General features: G+C 43.9%; 18 protein-coding genes. 5 read left to right on the forward strand and 13 right to left on the reverse strand.

The window, feature by feature from the left end:
• On the forward strand, positions 1-239 hold a 239-nt coding region (locus B853_RS24030), incomplete at its 5' end, for a transposase (protein WP_143700824.1).
• 20 nt (positions 240-259) lie between these two features.
• On the opposite strand, the gene B853_RS24035 is transcribed toward B853_RS24030, so the two are convergent.
• The 6 genes from B853_RS24035 to rbsD form a co-directional block, all read right to left on the reverse strand.
• On the reverse strand, positions 260-1,264 hold the full coding sequence (locus B853_RS24035) for a substrate-binding domain-containing protein (RefSeq protein WP_010452383.1): 1,005 nt from the start codon (positions 1,262-1,264) through the stop codon (positions 260-262).
• 17 nt (positions 1,265-1,281) lie between these two features.
• Complete coding sequence (gene rbsK / locus B853_RS24040) at positions 1,282-2,199, reverse strand: ribokinase (protein ID WP_038886717.1); 918 nt, start codon at positions 2,197-2,199, stop codon at positions 1,282-1,284.
• A 263-nt stretch (positions 2,200-2,462) separates the two neighbouring features.
• Positions 2,463-3,341: a ribose ABC transporter substrate-binding protein RbsB gene (gene rbsB / locus B853_RS24045; protein WP_038886715.1), complete on the reverse strand. Its 879-nt coding sequence runs from the start codon at positions 3,339-3,341 to the stop codon at positions 2,463-2,465.
• Positions 3,342-3,432: 91 nt separating this feature from the next.
• A complete protein-coding gene (gene rbsC, locus B853_RS24050) occupies positions 3,433-4,416 on the reverse strand; it encodes a ribose ABC transporter permease (protein WP_005452248.1) in 984 nt (327 codons plus the stop codon).
• The gene (gene rbsA, locus B853_RS24055) at positions 4,413-5,918 is read right to left on the reverse strand and encodes a ribose ABC transporter ATP-binding protein RbsA (protein ID WP_038886714.1); all 1,506 of its coding nucleotides are present in this window, start codon (positions 5,916-5,918) and stop codon (positions 4,413-4,415) included. Before rbsA ends, rbsC begins: the two co-directional genes overlap by 4 nt.
• A gap of 24 nt (positions 5,919-5,942) precedes the next feature.
• Complete coding sequence (gene rbsD / locus B853_RS24060; RefSeq protein ID WP_038886712.1) at positions 5,943-6,362, reverse strand: D-ribose pyranase; 420 nt, start codon at positions 6,360-6,362, stop codon at positions 5,943-5,945.
• A 454-nt stretch (positions 6,363-6,816) separates the two neighbouring features.
• Here rbsD and B853_RS24065 point away from each other — a divergent pair, with 454 nt between their 5' ends.
• Entirely contained in the window at positions 6,817-9,150 is a 2,334-nt protein-coding gene (locus B853_RS24065) for an EAL domain-containing protein (RefSeq protein ID WP_038886711.1), read from the forward strand.
• 50 nt (positions 9,151-9,200) lie between these two features.
• On the opposite strand, the gene B853_RS24070 is transcribed toward B853_RS24065, so the two are convergent.
• From B853_RS24070 to B853_RS24080, 4 genes are all read right to left on the reverse strand, one after another.
• Complete coding sequence (locus tag B853_RS24070) at positions 9,201-9,956, reverse strand: 5'-methylthioadenosine/adenosylhomocysteine nucleosidase (protein WP_038886710.1); 756 nt, start codon at positions 9,954-9,956, stop codon at positions 9,201-9,203.
• A 136-nt stretch (positions 9,957-10,092) separates the two neighbouring features.
• The gene (locus B853_RS26135; protein WP_170001043.1) at positions 10,093-10,266 is read right to left on the reverse strand and encodes a hypothetical protein; all 174 of its coding nucleotides are present in this window, start codon (positions 10,264-10,266) and stop codon (positions 10,093-10,095) included.
• Between the two features lie 9 nt (positions 10,267-10,275).
• Positions 10,276-10,893, reverse strand: coding sequence for an NUDIX hydrolase (locus B853_RS24075; RefSeq protein ID WP_038886709.1), 618 nt, complete (start codon positions 10,891-10,893; stop codon positions 10,276-10,278).
• 181 nt (positions 10,894-11,074) lie between these two features.
• Positions 11,075-11,485: an NUDIX hydrolase gene (locus B853_RS24080; RefSeq protein ID WP_010452399.1), complete on the reverse strand. Its 411-nt coding sequence runs from the start codon at positions 11,483-11,485 to the stop codon at positions 11,075-11,077.
• Between the two features lie 574 nt (positions 11,486-12,059).
• Here B853_RS24080 and B853_RS24085 point away from each other — a divergent pair.
• The 3 genes from B853_RS24085 to B853_RS24095 all read left to right on the forward strand — a co-directional run bounded on the left by B853_RS24085 (position 12,060) and on the right by B853_RS24095 (position 13,714).
• Entirely contained in the window at positions 12,060-12,701 is a 642-nt protein-coding gene (locus tag B853_RS24085; RefSeq protein WP_038886708.1) for a murein L,D-transpeptidase catalytic domain family protein, read from the forward strand.
• Positions 12,702-12,853: 152 nt separating this feature from the next.
• The gene (locus B853_RS24090; RefSeq protein ID WP_249027439.1) at positions 12,854-13,192 is read left to right on the forward strand and encodes a hypothetical protein; all 339 of its coding nucleotides are present in this window, start codon (positions 12,854-12,856) and stop codon (positions 13,190-13,192) included.
• Positions 13,193-13,396: 204 nt separating this feature from the next.
• A complete protein-coding gene (locus tag B853_RS24095; RefSeq protein WP_038886706.1) occupies positions 13,397-13,714 on the forward strand; it encodes a hypothetical protein in 318 nt (105 codons plus the stop codon).
• A gap of 78 nt (positions 13,715-13,792) precedes the next feature.
• On the opposite strand, the gene B853_RS24100 is transcribed toward B853_RS24095, so the two are convergent.
• From B853_RS24100 to B853_RS24110, 3 genes are all read right to left on the reverse strand, one after another.
• Entirely contained in the window at positions 13,793-14,473 is a 681-nt protein-coding gene (locus B853_RS24100; RefSeq protein ID WP_010452407.1) for a DedA family protein, read from the reverse strand.
• A 45-nt stretch (positions 14,474-14,518) separates the two neighbouring features.
• A complete protein-coding gene (locus B853_RS24105) occupies positions 14,519-14,935 on the reverse strand; it encodes a hypothetical protein (RefSeq protein WP_071235889.1) in 417 nt (138 codons plus the stop codon).
• Positions 14,936-15,048: 113 nt separating this feature from the next.
• Positions 15,049-15,570 carry a DUF4136 domain-containing protein gene (locus B853_RS24110; protein ID WP_128827033.1) on the reverse strand — a complete coding sequence of 174 codons (522 nt, stop codon included), beginning with the start codon at positions 15,568-15,570 and terminating at the stop codon, positions 15,049-15,051.
• Positions 15,571-15,995 lie beyond the last annotated feature (425 nt).

Below are 15,995 nucleotides of genomic sequence, written 5' to 3' on the forward strand. Positions count from 1 at the left end.
GGCAGGTATGGTTGGGACAAGTGAATGAGAGTGGAATTAAGCCGCTCAAAGAGTTCGCTCGAAAGCTCCGTCCATACCTTCATGGGATCACTGCTTCAGCAAGCTACCCGCTGAATACCTGTACGCTTGAAGGGATAAATAACAAGATAAAGTTAATTAAGCGGATGGGATATGGCTATCGAGATACTGATTACTTCTTCTTAAAGATAAAAGCGGCTTTCCCCGGAAAGCCGCTATGAACCTAATTTAAGCCTTAAATCTATTTGTGCAGGACACTGTTTCGCTCCACGAGTGTTGGCTCTAGTTGCACTACGTTCGGCTCTTTAGAATAATTTTCAAGTTTAGTCAGTAAAGTTTCGACTGCGGCTTGACCCAAGCGGTATTTGGGCTGGTGAATAGTAGTGAGTGATGGAGACATGAATTTTGCGATGTGAATGTCATCATATCCGATAATCGAAAGATCATCCGGAATTTTGATTCCAAGCTCATTTGCTGCGTTAATTACACCCATCGCCATCATGTCATTGGATACAAAAATCGAGCTTGGTAGCGGACCGCGTTGAACCATTTTCTTGAGGGCTTGATAACCACCTTCACACTCAAAATCGGACTCCACAATCCAGTTGGCATTGAAATCAAGCTCAGCTTCAATCATTGCACGCTTATAGCCTTCATAACGCATTTGCGCTTGGTGCTTAATTAATGGCCCCGTGATACAACCAATCTCTTTGTGGCCACAATCGATAAGGTATTTAGCGGCCAGATAACCACCACGAAGCGAGTTATCTTGAATCTTATCGCTCGTAAACAACATTGGCCCCCAATCCATCACTACAACCGGAATGTCAGAGTAACGCTCGAATACATCAATGCGCTCCCCTTCTAACGATGAACACATCAAAATAAGCCCATCAACGCGCTTTTGTAGCAACGTATTGATGGAGTCACGCATGCGTTCATTATCGCCTTCAGTGTTACACAGGATCAGGCTATAGCCTTTGTGGTAGCAACTGCGCTCAACGCCTTTTACGACTTCACCAAAGAATGGGTTTGTTGAGGTAGTCACCAACATACCAATGGTTTTGGTGCGGTTGACTTTGAGGCTACGCGCCAATGCTGAAGGCGCGTAGTAATTAAGCTCTTGGGCAGCGTTGTTGACTCGTTCTGAGATCTCTTCGCTGACAAAGCGAGTTTTGTTAATAACATGGCTCACAGTTGAAGTGGAAACCCCTGCCAGTTTTGCGATGTCTTTCATCGTTGCCATGCTATTTCTCCTTTTGATTATTGTTGTTCAAGGAACTCCTCAACCTCTTGACGGGTTGGAATCGAAGTTTGCGCGCCAAAGCGAGTCACAGAGATCGCTGCTGCTGCATGAGCAAACTTAATCGCTGATTCTAAAGGTAAGTCTTCCAATAAACCAGTGACGAATGCCCCATTAAACGTATCCCCAGCTGCGGTCGTGTCCGTTGCCTCTACGCGGAAACCAGGAATGATTTCACCACGGCCATTTTGACTCAGCCAAACACCTTTTGCCCCGAGCGTAATCATCACAATTTCGATGCCCTTTGAGTGCAGAATATTTGCCGCCTCTTGCGCGCTATCATCGTCAGTTACGGTCACACCAGTTAGCACTTCGGCTTCCGTTTCATTGGGTGTGATAACATCAATGCAAGACAACAGCTCATCTGACAATTCACGCGCTGGCGCAGGGTTGAGAACCACGTTGGTTTTGGCATCCTTCGCGATTCTCGCTGCTTTCTCGATGCCACACATTGGCGTTTCCAATTGCATCAACAGGTATTCTGCCTGACGAATGCGCTCTAAATCGGGTTCAATCGCTTCTGCGGTAAGTTTGGCGTTCGCTTCGGCGGAGATACAAATGCTGTTTTCACCGCTGTCCGCCACTTGAATCATGGCAATGCCAGTTGGGCAGTTAGGCTGCATCTTCACACCAGTGATGTCGATGCCATCCATTTTGAAGTTCTCACGAATGTTGATGCCGAACGAATCGTCACCCACACACGCAATAAAACCGATATCGGCAGTTAATCGAGCTGCTGCAACAGCTTGGTTGGCACCCTTGCCACCTGGGATAACTTGATAGTTGCGACCATGTAGCGTTTCGCCAGGGCGAGGGAAAGAAGGCACTTGAAGAACATGGTCAGCGTTTACACTACCTAACACCACTAACTTATTCATACGGTTATCCTCGGTTCTTAATGAACCCTTTAGTTTGAACAGGAGTATATACCCAAGTAACCTCGATATGCTCGATTCAGCGAGAATGACTTGGTTTGAAGTCACTTGGGTATATGGCTTACGCTCTTTGAAAAAGGTAAGCGTATTACGATTCAGCTAGATTTACTTTGCCAACGTACAACTTACATTGTTTGGAATGACCCAATACGTTCATTGGGTCACTCCATGGTTCTCAAGAGTAATACCTGAGCCTAGCGCGAAACTTACTTAGTCAGCACTTTTAGCGGAACAGGAATGTACTCCTCAACCTTCTCACCTTTCAATACTTTATCTGCAGTTTCGACACCAAGCGCACCAATTAGATCTGGTTGCTGTGCAATAGTTGCCGCTAGCTTGCCACGGTTAACCGCTGCGATACCATCTTCAGTGCCGTCGAAACCAACAATCAGCACATCTTTACCTGATGCTTGTACTGCGCGAAGCGCACCCAGTGCCATCTCATCGTTTTGAGCAAATACCGCTTGTACGTCTGGGTTTGCTGCAAGCAAGTTTTCCATTACGTTTAGACCTTTAGTACGGTCAAAATCCGCAGGTTGGCTTGCTAGTAGATCCATGTTGCTACCCTTCACTGCGGTCATGAAGCCTTCACCACGCTCACGCGCCGCAGACGTACCAGCAATACCTTCGAGTTGGATGACTTTCGCTTTCTCGCCCACTTTTTCCATAATGTAGTGACCTGCCATTTCACCACCAACCACGTTGTCAGAAGCGATGTGGCTAACCACTTCACCACGGCTTGCACCACGGTCTAGTGTCAACACTGGGATCTTAGAACGGTTCGCCATACGAATCGCGTTTGACACAGCGTCTGAGTCTGTTGGGTTGATCAGAATCGCTTTTACACCGCGTATCGTCAGGTCTTCGATGTTTGACAGTTCTTTACTCGGGTCGTTTTGCGAGTCCAGTACAATCAAGTCGTATCCCAGTTCTTTCGCTTTCGCTTCTGCACCGTCTTTCATCGTTACGAAGAACGGGTTATTTAGCGTAGAAACTACAATCGCCATGGTATCTTGAGCTTGCGCCGCTACCGATACGGTTGAAGAAAGAAGTGCAGCAGAGATAAGAGTTGCGAGTTTTTTCATCGTTCTAGTCCTTTGTGTAGGGTGAGCCAGCACACGTCCTCTGGCTCGGTTTGTATTCAGGATTTAGCTTTAATGTATTAGTTGTTATGGATTACTTGTTTTTGTTGTCTACCAGTACCGCTAGCAAGATAACCACTGCTTTCGCAATCATTTGGTAGTAAGAAGAAACATCGAGTAGGTTCAGCGCATTGTTCAAGAAGCCGATGATTAAAGCACCAATCAAGGTACCCATGATGCGACCTTTACCGCCCATCAAGCTAGTACCGCCAAGAACAACCGCTGCGATAGCGTCTAGCTCGTAGCCCATACCCGCAGTTGGCTGTGCTGAAGACAGACGAGAAGTCACGATAATGCCCGCAAGCGCTGCCAACATACCGCAAATTGCGTATACACCGATCTTCACACGATCAACATTGATACCAGAAAGGCGCGTTGCTGATTCGTTGCCACCAAGTGCGTACACATAGCGACCAAAGCGAGTGTGGTTTAGTAGATACCATGCCGCAGCAAAGACAATCACCATCAACCAAACTGGAACTGGGATACCAAGAGCGTAACCTGTACCGAACCATGCAAATGCGTCTGCAGTATCAGTAAAGCCTGTTGAGATAGGTCGACCGTCTGTGTAAACCATGGTTACACCGCGCAGTAACGTCATGGTAACCAGCGTTGCGATAAAGGCTTGCACCTTACCTTTGGCAATAATGATTCCGCTTATCGCACCCAGTGCCGCACCAGCAAACAATGCTGTTGGAACCGCGATGAGTACTGGCACTTCTAGCGCAATCATGCTTGCCGCGAAGGCACCACATAACGCAAGTACAGAGCCTACGCTTAAGTCAATTCCGGCTGTTAATATAACCAGTGTCATACCCACTGCGATGATCGCGTTGACAGAGGTTTGACGCAAGATATTAAGAATGTTGTCTACCGTAAAAAAGTTCGGGTTTAAAAATGACACGACAACAATCAAAAACAGCAGTGCAATCAATGATTTTTGCTCAATCAGCCACTCTTTGGTGAACAGCTTCTTGCTGCCAGTTTCGTTTGGTTTGCTCATGGTATTAGTACTCATGCTGCTTCCTCATTCATTCTCTTGCCTACGGCACAAGCGAGTAGTGTTTCTTGGTCGGCGTCTTTCGCATCAAATTCGCCTGTAATTCGACCTTCATGCATCACCATGATACGGTCACTCATGCCTAGCACTTCCGGCATCTCAGATGAAACCAAGATGATGCTCATGCCGTCGGCTTTAAATTTGTTGATTAGCTGATAGATTTCTTTCTTCGCACCCACGTCGACACCGCGAGTAGGCTCATCCAGAATCAGAACTTTAGGTTTAGTCATCAACCCTTTCGCGATCGCCACTTTCTGTTGGTTACCGCCAGAAAGGTTGCCGATAATTTGGTCACGCGTTGGCGTTTTGATGTTGAACAGTTTGATAAAGTCCTCAACCGCCACAACTTCTTCACCGTGTTGGATTTGGAAACCTTTGGTGAGCTTATCCAACGCACACAAAGACATGTTCTCCTTCACGGATAACCCTAGCACCAAGCCATCGCCTTTACGGTCTTCAGAGATGTAAGCAATGCCATTCGCCAGGCCATCTTGTGGGCTAACCGGGTTAATGGTCTTGTTGTCTAAGTTGATAACGCCACGCTCACTTGGTAGCGCGCCGTAAATCACTTTCATTAGCTCAGTACGACCTGCCCCCATCAAACCCGATACACCAAGAATTTCTCCGCGTTGAAGGGTGAAGTTGATGTCGTGAACACCAGAACCAGTCAAGCCAATCACTTCAAGGCAAACATCGCCGTGCTTCACATCGATACGCGGGTATTGCTCTTCCAACTTACGACCAACCATCATTTCGATGAGTCCATCTTCGTTGGTGTCTTTCACTTGGCATTCGCCGATGAATTTACCGTCACGTAACACAGTAATGTCATCACAGATTTCGAAGATTTCTTTCAGGCGGTGTGAGATGTAAACGATGCCGCAACCTTGGTCGCGAAGTTCGTTGATCACTTTAAACAGCGATTCCGTCTCTTTGTCGGTTAGAGCATCGGTTGGCTCGTCCATGATGATGACTTTAGATTCGAAAGACAGCGCTTTGGCAATCTCCACCATTTGCTGCTCACCAAGACTTAAATCACCAAGCAATGTTTTTGAAGAGTGCCTTACATTAAGGCGTTGAAGCAACTTGTCTGCTTCTTCGTACATCTTGCCCCACTGAATACGACCCATCGAGCCAGTAAATTCACGACCTAAATAGATGTTTTCAGCGATCGTCAGCTCGGGGATCAGGTTCAGTTCTTGGTGAATGATACTGATGCCCGCTTCTTGAGAGTCACGCGGACCTTTAAACGCCGCTGGCTGACCTTGATATTTAATGCTTCCCGCATCCATGTGGTAGATGCCCGTAAGCACTTTCATCAAGGTCGACTTACCTGCCCCGTTCTCGCCCATTAACGCCATCACGCGACCTGGGTAAACATTAAGGCTGGCTTTATCCAACGCCTTAACGCCCGGGAACGCTTTCTCGATGTCGCTGAGTTGTAGAATGGCTTGAGTCATAATTTGTCCTCAATTAGTTGTGGCTTAAAACACCACGCCGGCTTGGAAAATCACATTCGCGTATGGTGTGCACTCGCCTGTTCTAACAACAGCACGGCTTTGTTCTGTACGAGCTTTAAAAGCTTCATGCGATACATAGTTAATCGCGATCTGCTTACCTGCTAGCTCACTTTCTTTTGCTAGCTCAGTGATCAGCGCATCATGGTGAACAGGGCTAACTTTTGCGAATTCTTCAGCAATGATGACCCCTTCAATTTGGGACTCAGACAGAATCACGCGAACGGTATCAAGGAAACCAGGAACGCCATGAGTCAACGCTAAATCGATACGTTGAACATGGTCAGGGATTGGCAAGCCCGCGTCACAAATGGTGATTTCATCGGTATGACCCAACGTCGCCACCAAGTAAGAAATTTCTGAGTTAATTAGGGTACTTTTTTTCATCTCATCGACCTTTCGGTTACACGTTCATACAACTGTGAGCGTCTCTCTTGGATTAATTTCTATATTGACAGAACACTCATCGAAACGTTTCGATGCAATAATAGAACGATAGGAATAATTGACCAGTCACAGATCGATAAGGTGTGAGAATGATCCGCAATTGAGTACTAACTGATTAAGAAAAGGATAGTGAGGTCACATTTTGCCATCGAAACGTTTCGATGGTGAATAACCAACCACGAAACTGAGGTTAACGATCATTTCCAAGTCCAGCTTTGTCTCAAATTCAAGAATACAAAGCCCCCTGTTTATAAATCACCCTCCCCTTCACAAATTTACGACATTTGTAAGACTTTGTTTCATATACAACATACAATTCGTTGAAAAATCAATCTATGCAATAAGTGGCTTCTTAATTAGAAGAGAAGCAATGGAAAATTAAAATTATCACCACATGAAACTTAGCAATAGAATCATTTTGCTTGTCACGCCAGTCATATTGCTCAGTGCATTGGTGTCTAGCTACATCATCTACAGCATTCAAAAAGTCACGTTGATAAAACGCGAAGACAGCTATATCCAACTTCAGATGGATCAGCTTGCAGGTCAACTTCGTCAAGCGAATGTGTTTCTTAACAGCTACGCACATACCCTATCAAAAAGTTATGCGGTGTTAGATTATTTAGCCAACCGAGACTCAAATGAACAATCTACTCGTTTAGAAAGCCAGTTAGCAGAAACGGTGGAAGTATTAAGCCATGGCTACAAAGGCGACACTAACATGGCAATTCTTAACGGCCAAAGCCAAGTGCTGTATTTCCAAGAAAGTACTTACCAGCCCACTGGCGTACTAGACCCCAAGATTTCAGCGTACGTAACGAAAACCTTTAATAGCCAACAGGCCTTTAGTCATACTGGGTTTATCTACAATTCCAGCGGTCAGAGCATCTTATTAAAGTATCAAGTCCTTGATCGCCGTTCCGGTGAAGTAGCGACAACATTTGACCCAGCCTTTAACCTATTCATTGTGGCATCCGTATCACTGGAGTCATTTAATGATATAAAACACGAAATTGAATACGATACCCATAGCGTCATCACCTTTTCTGACAAGCCCATTTATCTCGATATACCATTGGCGCAAACGATAGAGCTGCTACCCAGTTTTTATGCCATTCTCTCGCCTGCGGAATATCTGATGTGGAACAAAGTCGAAAAGGTTTGGCTAGAACTTGCCCTATCATTTGGTGTCGCTGGCCTCATCACCATCGCATTAATTGTCATCGTCTTATACCTCTATGTTATGCAGCCAATCGCCAAGCTGGATAACCAGCTAACAGACATTGAGAGCAATACGAGAGATAACATCGAAAAACTCAACAGCAATGATGAGATTGGGCGCTTGTCGCAGCGCTTTTTTGACATGTACCAAGAGCTAAGAAAAAGTTATGAACAAACTAAACGCCTTGCTGAAACAGACCAGCTAACGCAACTAGCAAACCGCTCTCGCTTTCAAGCCCTAGCCTGTAGAGAACTTGCCTCTTGCACAGACAACCTATGGGTTATTTATGTCGATCTAGATAATTTTAAGTTCGTGAATGATAAGTATGGCCATGAATGGGGCGATAAATTGCTGAAAGCCTTTGCTGGGCATATTCAAAAAGTATGTGCTTTATTCGCTCACAAACACGATAGTACCTGTTTTGGTGCTCGTCTGTCAGGAGATGAGTTTGCCATTCTTTTAAGCAGCAAGCACCAATCCTCTTCTATAGCCGATGAGTTGACCAATGCACTCCTTGAACCGATTAAGAATTGTAATCATCACCATTTTGGTGGGCTACCTGTGACGGCAAGTGTCGGTATCGCTGGATTTCCTCAAGACGGGCAAGATATTGAGAAACTCTTATCTTGTGCTGACGCCGCTATGTATCAGGCAAAGCGTGCTGGTAAAAACCAAGCCTCTTACTATTCCATGGAAATGGATGAAGCCGCCCAGAGAAAAGGCGATATAGAACGCGAACTACGAAAAGAAGATATAGAAAAAGAGTTCCACTTAGTATTTCAGCCATACATGAATAACAAAGCAAATGAGATTGAGGGCCTTGAGGTATTGCTTCGCTGGGATTCACCAAACCTAGGAGTTGTTCCGCCCGCCGAGTTTATTCCAATTGCAGAACAAAGCGGTCAGTTTAACAAGATAGATCGTTGGGTCTTCTCCAACGCGATGCTGGAATACCATCACCTAAAAGAGATTTTCGGCAAAGACATTACCTTATCCATCAACCTTTCGTCAGCTGAGCTAAACTCGCTATCTATGGCGGAATATATACACAAGCATGCCCAGGTAAATTCTGTACCTCCGCAGTGCATTGAGCTTGAGATAACGGAGACGTTCGCAAGTGATCAACAAGGAACAGTGTTACTCGATGAACTTTCTAAACTTGGCTATCGATTGGCGATCGATGACTTTGGTTCTGGCTACACATCATTGACCCAACTGGTTCAATACCCCGTTCAAAAGATCAAGTTCGACCGAGAATTTCTGCTGACCTTAATGCATACCGATAATGAACATGTTATTAAGCCAATCATCGAGCTTTGCCATGCGCAAAACAAAACTGTGACCGCTGAAGGCATTGAACACAACGTAATGCATGAATGGCTTTCTGCTTACCGCTGTGACTTCATGCAAGGTTACTTGTTCGGCAAACCGATGAACAGAGAGCAGCTCGATCATTGGTGGCGCTCTGCAAACGATGTTCGATTTGAAGAGTCAGTCAGTGCATAGGGTGACTTAGGCACAAAAAAGCAGCGTTTTATCGCTGCTTTTTAAGACACTTACATTTGCTTAAGCATATTAAGCGTAATGTTGGCGGAGTTATCTGCGGTTGCCTTTTTTAAATCGGAATAAACAATATCCGCAGAACCATCTGCTTTATCAGAAATTGTTCGAATGACCACATACGGCACTTTAAACGCTTCGGCCACTTGACCAAGTGCCGCACCTTCCATCTCTACTGCCATCGCATTGTATTCTTGATAGATGCCCGTCACTTTCACTTTGCTTGCAATAAACTGGTCACCAGATGCAATAATGCCACGATAAACGCTCTCTTTGCCTAAGGTTTCAACCGCCGCATCAAACGCATACTTTTGCAGTGTTTTGTCTGCATAGAAGTAACGTTCTCGATAGTCAGGTAGCAGTCCCCTTGGCATATTAAATGCTGTTAGATCAACATCATGCTGAACCAACCGTGTTGAAACCACTACATCGAGTGGGTCCAACTTAGGATCACTAGCACCAGCAATACCAGTAAAAATAAGTTGGTCAACACCAAAAGATTGAATCAAGAGTGTAGTTGTCATTGCGGCATTCACTTTACCAACGCCCGATTTAGTCACAACAACCGTTTTACCCTCTAACTCACCCGTGTAAAAGCGATGACTACCAATTTTTTTTACTTGTTGGTTTTGGATTTTTGGTAATAGCGCTTCAACTTCTACATCCATCGCACCGACAATACCGATGGTCGAACCTGCAACGGAAGGAAGTGAGTACGCAGCAAGCATTAGAGCAAGAGATTTCTTCAACATGGGGATCCTGAAATGTACCACGCGCCACCAAAGTGTGACGCGACGCATATTATACAGTAGTCCACCCGATAAGTAATCGTTTGCAGTGACTTGTTAATACTGATTGTTTAAACAATTCCCAACTAATGATAATTCTTTAGGGCATGTTGGCATTTCGAGGGCTAATCACTCGGTCTTTTGCTCGAATTGTCGGCATAAAGTACTCACAAGCGTTTCTTTTTGCATTAGTCGGCTGACCCCAAGCATCACAAAGATCAACGCTACCTTTTTGGCGAGTAAACTGCCTGCACTGACCACATCGTTGACTCATAATCTCTCCTCAATCCACATGCACTTGAAAATCTTCACTGTAAAAAGCATCGAACACCATATCAATGTCTCTCGGTAGCGTTCGGCTTTGAGAGAGTTGAGGGATCTTGTGTTGGTCAAAAAACTCAATCTCGGAGACTTCTATGTTTTCTTTTGGCTCACCAGAAACATACTCACATAAAAAAAACATTTTGTAGATATGGAACGGATAAGGTGGTTGATAATCGTGAATTGCCCTATCACGTATAGCGATCAGCTTTGGATTGGCAACAACTAAGCCAGATTCTTCTAATACTTCTCGAATTACTCCAGCACTCGGTGTTTCACATACGTCAGCCCAACCGCCAGGCAATGTCCAACCACCATCTTCACGTTCTCTCACCAGTAAAATCTTGCCATCTTTAATAACGCCAGCTCGAAGATCGACTTTCGGTGTCGGGTAACCTTTTTCAGCAATAAACAGGTTTTGAACATCAGCCACTGGTTTTTGGCTGATGTCAGCAAACATTTGATGTGCAATGGACTCGACCATTTTAAATCGTTCCAAATCAAAGACGTCTTTACTATACGCCTCCCCAGCTTGAGCAATTGCTTGAAGTTGCTTTGCCCAATCTAACCATTTCGACATACACTTCCCTCTATTCGCTTTCCTTTTCAAAAAATAGCATAACCGACTGAAAGTGAAGTTTATTTTTGATCAAGTTTTCGCGAGGTATCGCTATTTAAAAGAAGGGCATTTCAATATATTTTAGAGTGGGTCCAACTTATAAAAACTATCGCCCACACTACATTTGTTATTTGTTCGAACTCTACGTATTAAACACAGGCTTCAACGACACTTTTAGTCGCTGATATTCACTTAATGCTATGCTGTCGACTTTTGTTGAAACTGGCGCTTTTATTATCGAATACCAATCAACCGATTCCGCTTCTAGACTCTGAATATCACCTTGCCAGCTTGTAACGACATAATAGTGAATTAACTGCAGCTCGATCGTTGGGTGATATAAAGAGCACAAGTAACCAAACTGAGAGGGATTGATTTTCAGCTCTTCCTCCATCTCCCTGAATAAGGTTGTTTGCTGACACTCCCCCTGCTCCATGTGGCCACCAGGTATCGCAATTGCACCTGGATCTGAGTCTTTATCCTTTGCTCTGGTTTCCAACAAAACTTGATCATCCTTGACTAGGATAAACGAGACACACTCATGAACTTCCATCTTCTTCGCCTATTGGTAACAGTTTTCTAGCAAGCTAACACAAAACAGGTAAATGATGTGAGCTACGTAAGTGAATAAGTTGACAATATACAACAGCCTAGCTAAACACTTGGTTGAATATGCTTAATAATCCATAGTGGCAACCATTACATTCAGATTTTGCAAGTAATGGTTTGTTACGACTAGGATCACAGTCTAATAATTTTTTACGTAATGCTGTCGCTGAAATAATCTAATTGAATTAAAAAGAGATTTTTATTAAAACGATAATTAAACGTTGTTTTATTTAATATCCTGCTTGGTAAATCTCAGTAAACACAGTTTTATTAATTACTCAAATCGGATAGTATTTGTTCTGAAGATTTTTAAAGTCATCGATTAACCTCTTAATGTTGATTAATTTCAATCAGTTAGTTGAACAATATCCACCAAATACTAATCATATTTGAGTAATAGGTGTCACTACGCATAATAGGCAACATTGAGAATAGAATTAAATTGATGTACATGCTGTATTAACGACTGCAAGAAGCGTTCGCTAAATTTGCTACACCAAGAGTTTTATTTAGTACAAATGAAAAAGCTATTTTTATTATTGATATGGACATCACTGGCAGTCTCACCGTTTGCCTTTGCTCACCAATCAGAAAAAACGACAGAAACAAAAGCTACAAAGCAACTTGTTGAAAAGACATATAAAGAAGCCAAGTTGGGAGGTGTCATTGATTTTCATTTATTCAATGATGCGTTTTTAGCTTACAAGAAGACCTCAGACCGTAAAAAGCCTCTTTTAACTATCATCGATTACAGTAAACCATCTACTGAAAAACGATTTTATGTGGTCGATTTAGACAAGAAGAAGCTTATTTTCAACACCTATGTCGCTCACGGTGTGAACAGCGGTAAGAAGACCGCGACGAAATTCTCTAATGTCGTGAACTCTCGTAAGACCTCTTTGGGGACGTTCTTAACCGACACCACTTACTATGGCTCTAATGGTTATTCGCTTCGCTTGGATGGCCTGACGTCTGGTGTTAACGACAAAGCACGTGAGCGATACATTGTGGTTCATGGTGCCGACTACGCTAACCCTTCATTTATACAAAAAAATGGTTATCTTGGTCGCAGTTGGGGCTGCCCAGCTTTACCACAAAACCTTTCACGTGAAATCATCGATACGATTAAAGGTGGCAGTGTTATCTACGCCAGCGCATAAGGGTTCTTGAACTAACTTTGAAAAGGGAGCATATCAGCTCCCTTTTTAATATGACAAAAAACTGTTCATCCTTTTAGCAAGTCGTTAGTATACGCAAGCGCCACCTTCAGGTAGCAAACGAATATCGATTCCATTGTGTTTTAGGGTTAGTTTTGGTTCACGTATTTCGCCTTTTGCTTTTGTTGTCACTCTCCCTGTTCTCAGGGCAAATGCTTGCAGCGCAAAACTACCAATACTCAGCAGCCCAACACACATATTCAGAGAAGCTCTCTAAGCTAACTCACGTAATAAAAACGCCCTGTTGCGCGTGGAAGGCTCATGACTCTTGGAGCCAAGAAGGTTACTTTGGCCACTTAAAGCGTGATCTGCTTGGCCTACTGCCATACAGACGTTCATCTAACAACGATGGTAAGCCCGTATCGAGTATTTCTCCGAACTACCATTTACTTGTTGCCTTCTCCCCCCCCAGCCCTTTTGGAGATTGCCCTTAAAGCAGTCCCTTTACCTAATAATGCAGACTTGTTCGCTAGCAATGGAGGTCATCACCTACCAGGCTGGAAGCAAGCTAACTTACTTTACGTATTCAAAAACAGTCGCGACTTATAGCTCGCGCATCGACTGTACTGACATCAAAATGGAAACCGTCAGTATTAGCCATGGATGATCTCTTCTAAAATTAACTCGAGATCCTGATTATGAAAAAAATCGTGACTGTTACCGCTCTGGCTTTTGTTTCTTTATTCACTGCTACGGCTATGGCCGCTAAAACTGAAGATATGAGTGATATGACATTGCTAGAGTGTGCGAATGCATCCAACATTAGAACCGCGGTACCTGAACATCGTGCTATGTTCCGCCATTACTTAATAACCAAGCGCGGCTATACCTTTAGCCAATTGTCCTCTGCTGAGACCGAGTTCAAAGCAAAAGGTATAGATGAAGGAGAACTCACACAGTTTTACCAGAATGAATGTAAAGAAGCCGGTGAACTGCTCTACAATGCCGGATACTAATTAAACTGACTTGAATTAAAAAGGCGCTACCACAGCGCCTTTTTAATTTTTGATGCACATTTAAACACACAAATGAAGCTACTGAGGAAGTTGCGGAGTTGCCTTTGACTTGCTCCATGTTTTACGCACTTTAACAATAATGAAGCTCATAATGGCAATGGTTAGCGTGATTACTGGTGCTGCCATCAACCCCATGGTGACTAATTTGCTGATGTTTTCTGGTAACAAAGGTAACAACATACCAAAGCCACAAAGCAACAACGTCCATAACAATGCGCTTAACCACGAGAAATAGTGAAACTTGTTCACCTTCTTGCCTCTAATTCCCATCATTAACGGTAGCAATGACCGTACGACAGGAACGAAACGAGCACAAAACAGCGCAATCAATCCGTGTTTACCTAAAAGCACGTCCACTTGGTGAAGGCGTCTTTCAGGCACTGCATTTACCCAGCCTTGCACTTTAGGCAGGCGGTTTAGCCATTTCCCTTGAAAATACGCAGCCCAACTACCAAACGCTGCGGATACCGTTAGCAATAGCAATATGAATACCGGGTCCAGAATCCCGACTGCAGCAAGGGTACCAGACAAAACAACCACACTGTCACAAGGGAAAGGAGCCGCTGGTATAAAGCCACTCTCTAAAAATATCAACATGCCTACTACAAAGTAGATCAAACCCGCACTACCGGGCGCCATCAAAGCAGAAAAATCTTGGTGCCATAGAGCTAACAAGACATCTAAAATAGAATCAAACATATACTTCTCCAAATTATTCCAATAAATCAAAACGTTAAGATTTGACTATTGATAATGAATAAATCGGTATAGCAAGTTTGCCTCTTCTAGACCCCGAGCTCGAGTATTGTGGTTCGTATCCATTGCGCGATGCAGCATTGCATAAGCACAGCGTAAAGCATTTGATAGAGATTGCTCTGATTGCGACACCCAAACGCTCGTTGTACGAACAGTCTCATTGTAAAGGGGCGGACGATCTTGAGTGGTTATTGGACGAGTAGAATTTAAGCGGAGTTGCTGGCGACCTTGGAGAGATGCATTTAACTCCCGGAAAAAGAAAGTCGTTCTGAGCTTTTCTTCTTCGATATGCTCTAGCCCTGCTGGCGTGGCGAAATGGGATTGTCGGAAAGCATTACTCTGCCCTGATGCAAACACCAAACCAGAAAAAACAAGAGTGAGCAAACCAAACAGGAAGGTACGCACCAAGGGGAGCCTCAAACGTAACGATAAGACGTTTTAGCCCCACTTGAAGCGCAATGCAAATGAAATTCTCACATCACAATAATTTGGTCATAGTTTGATATCAAAGTGCCGTTTTATTGCTCTTTTGGTGGGTACAACTCAAACATTTTTTGCACTTCTTCTGAGATAAACTCTTCACGCTTTTCAGTACTCATGGATTCCGTCAACTTACGTTTCGATATGGCTTTCCAAACAACTTGATTCGCTTTGGTATCGACCAGCTCTACGACTAAGTTGCCATACTTTCTTTCACGATACCTTTCTGGGCTAGAGACAGCGACTCCAAAACTATTCCAGCCATACCCCACACCAAACGAAGTACCAGATGATACAAGCTCAGATTCCTGCTGAATATCATGATGGATATACAAATCCCCTCCTGCCTCCACCATAGAAAGACCTTTGCTCTGCAGTTGCCCTTCAATAGCATCTTCGATTCGACGAGCGTCAAGACTCATAGGCGATGAACCTTTCTCACCAAAATCAAAAGTCTTATACAGCGTGAAGTCGGCTTGCTTGTCGACATCGGTACTAACCGTAGTACAAGCGCCTAGCATCAAAGCCAGTAACGATGCGCCAATTGCTCTTTTCAACATAACATCAGTCCTCTCACAATTATTGATACACCAACACACGGCTTTGAGCTATCGAAAACAGAATTCTCTCAGTACGAGTTGGTATTAGATTGTTTAATAGGTACTTATTCGAGTGTTGACCACAAAGCTTAACAATTCAAATTGTCGACATGAGTTCACATCGATTTTGAGGGGAGCAAAGATATTCTGTGTAATGCGAGGTCGTTGGTTAGCTAACTGATGGCTAGCTTCCCGCCACCCATCTTTATCAACACACCCTAATATCAACAAACTATCTGCTTTTGTGCGCTTGGCATTCTTGATGTTCATTGTCAGAGCGTAAATCCCTTCAGATCTCAATGGCTATTACCTAGATTTTACCACTTGTCTATCGCGACAAGAGCCAACTAAGGCCTCGCAATGTATTAGCATTTGGCATTTATAGT

The sequence above is a fragment of the Vibrio rotiferianus CAIM 577 = LMG 21460 genome, assembly GCF_002741985.1.
In the GTDB taxonomy this organism is placed as follows: Bacteria; Pseudomonadota; Gammaproteobacteria; order Enterobacterales; family Vibrionaceae; genus Vibrio; species Vibrio rotiferianus.

What these genes read in the sequence shown, in the direction of transcription:
- B853_RS24035 (WP_010452383.1), bottom strand. Translation starts at nt 1,264, where the DNA reads ATGGCAACGATGAAAGACATCGCAAAACTGGCAGGGGTTTCCACTTCA.
- rbsK (WP_038886717.1), bottom strand. Translation starts at nt 2,199, where the DNA reads ATGAATAAGTTAGTGGTGTTAGGTAGTGTAAACGCTGACCATGTTCTT.
- rbsB (WP_038886715.1), bottom strand. Translation starts at nt 3,341, where the DNA reads ATGAAAAAACTCGCAACTCTTATCTCTGCTGCACTTCTTTCTTCAACC.
- rbsC (WP_005452248.1), bottom strand. Translation starts at nt 4,416, where the DNA reads ATGAGTACTAATACCATGAGCAAACCAAACGAAACTGGCAGCAAGAAG.
- rbsA (WP_038886714.1), bottom strand. Translation starts at nt 5,918, where the DNA reads ATGACTCAAGCCATTCTACAACTCAGCGACATCGAGAAAGCGTTCCCG.
- rbsD (WP_038886712.1), bottom strand. Translation starts at nt 6,362, where the DNA reads ATGAAAAAAAGTACCCTAATTAACTCAGAAATTTCTTACTTGGTGGCG.
- B853_RS24065 (WP_038886711.1), top strand. Translation starts at nt 6,817, where the DNA reads ATGAAACTTAGCAATAGAATCATTTTGCTTGTCACGCCAGTCATATTG.
- B853_RS24070 (WP_038886710.1), bottom strand. Translation starts at nt 9,956, where the DNA reads ATGTTGAAGAAATCTCTTGCTCTAATGCTTGCTGCGTACTCACTTCCT.
- B853_RS26135 (WP_170001043.1), bottom strand. Translation starts at nt 10,266, where the DNA reads ATGAGTCAACGATGTGGTCAGTGCAGGCAGTTTACTCGCCAAAAAGGT.
- B853_RS24075 (WP_038886709.1), bottom strand. Translation starts at nt 10,893, where the DNA reads ATGTCGAAATGGTTAGATTGGGCAAAGCAACTTCAAGCAATTGCTCAA.
- B853_RS24080 (WP_010452399.1), bottom strand. Translation starts at nt 11,485, where the DNA reads ATGGAAGTTCATGAGTGTGTCTCGTTTATCCTAGTCAAGGATGATCAA.
- B853_RS24085 (WP_038886708.1), top strand. Translation starts at nt 12,060, where the DNA reads ATGAAAAAGCTATTTTTATTATTGATATGGACATCACTGGCAGTCTCA.
- B853_RS24095 (WP_038886706.1), top strand. Translation starts at nt 13,397, where the DNA reads ATGAAAAAAATCGTGACTGTTACCGCTCTGGCTTTTGTTTCTTTATTC.
- B853_RS24100 (WP_010452407.1), bottom strand. Translation starts at nt 14,473, where the DNA reads ATGTTTGATTCTATTTTAGATGTCTTGTTAGCTCTATGGCACCAAGAT.
- B853_RS24110 (WP_128827033.1), bottom strand. Translation starts at nt 15,570, where the DNA reads ATGTTGAAAAGAGCAATTGGCGCATCGTTACTGGCTTTGATGCTAGGC.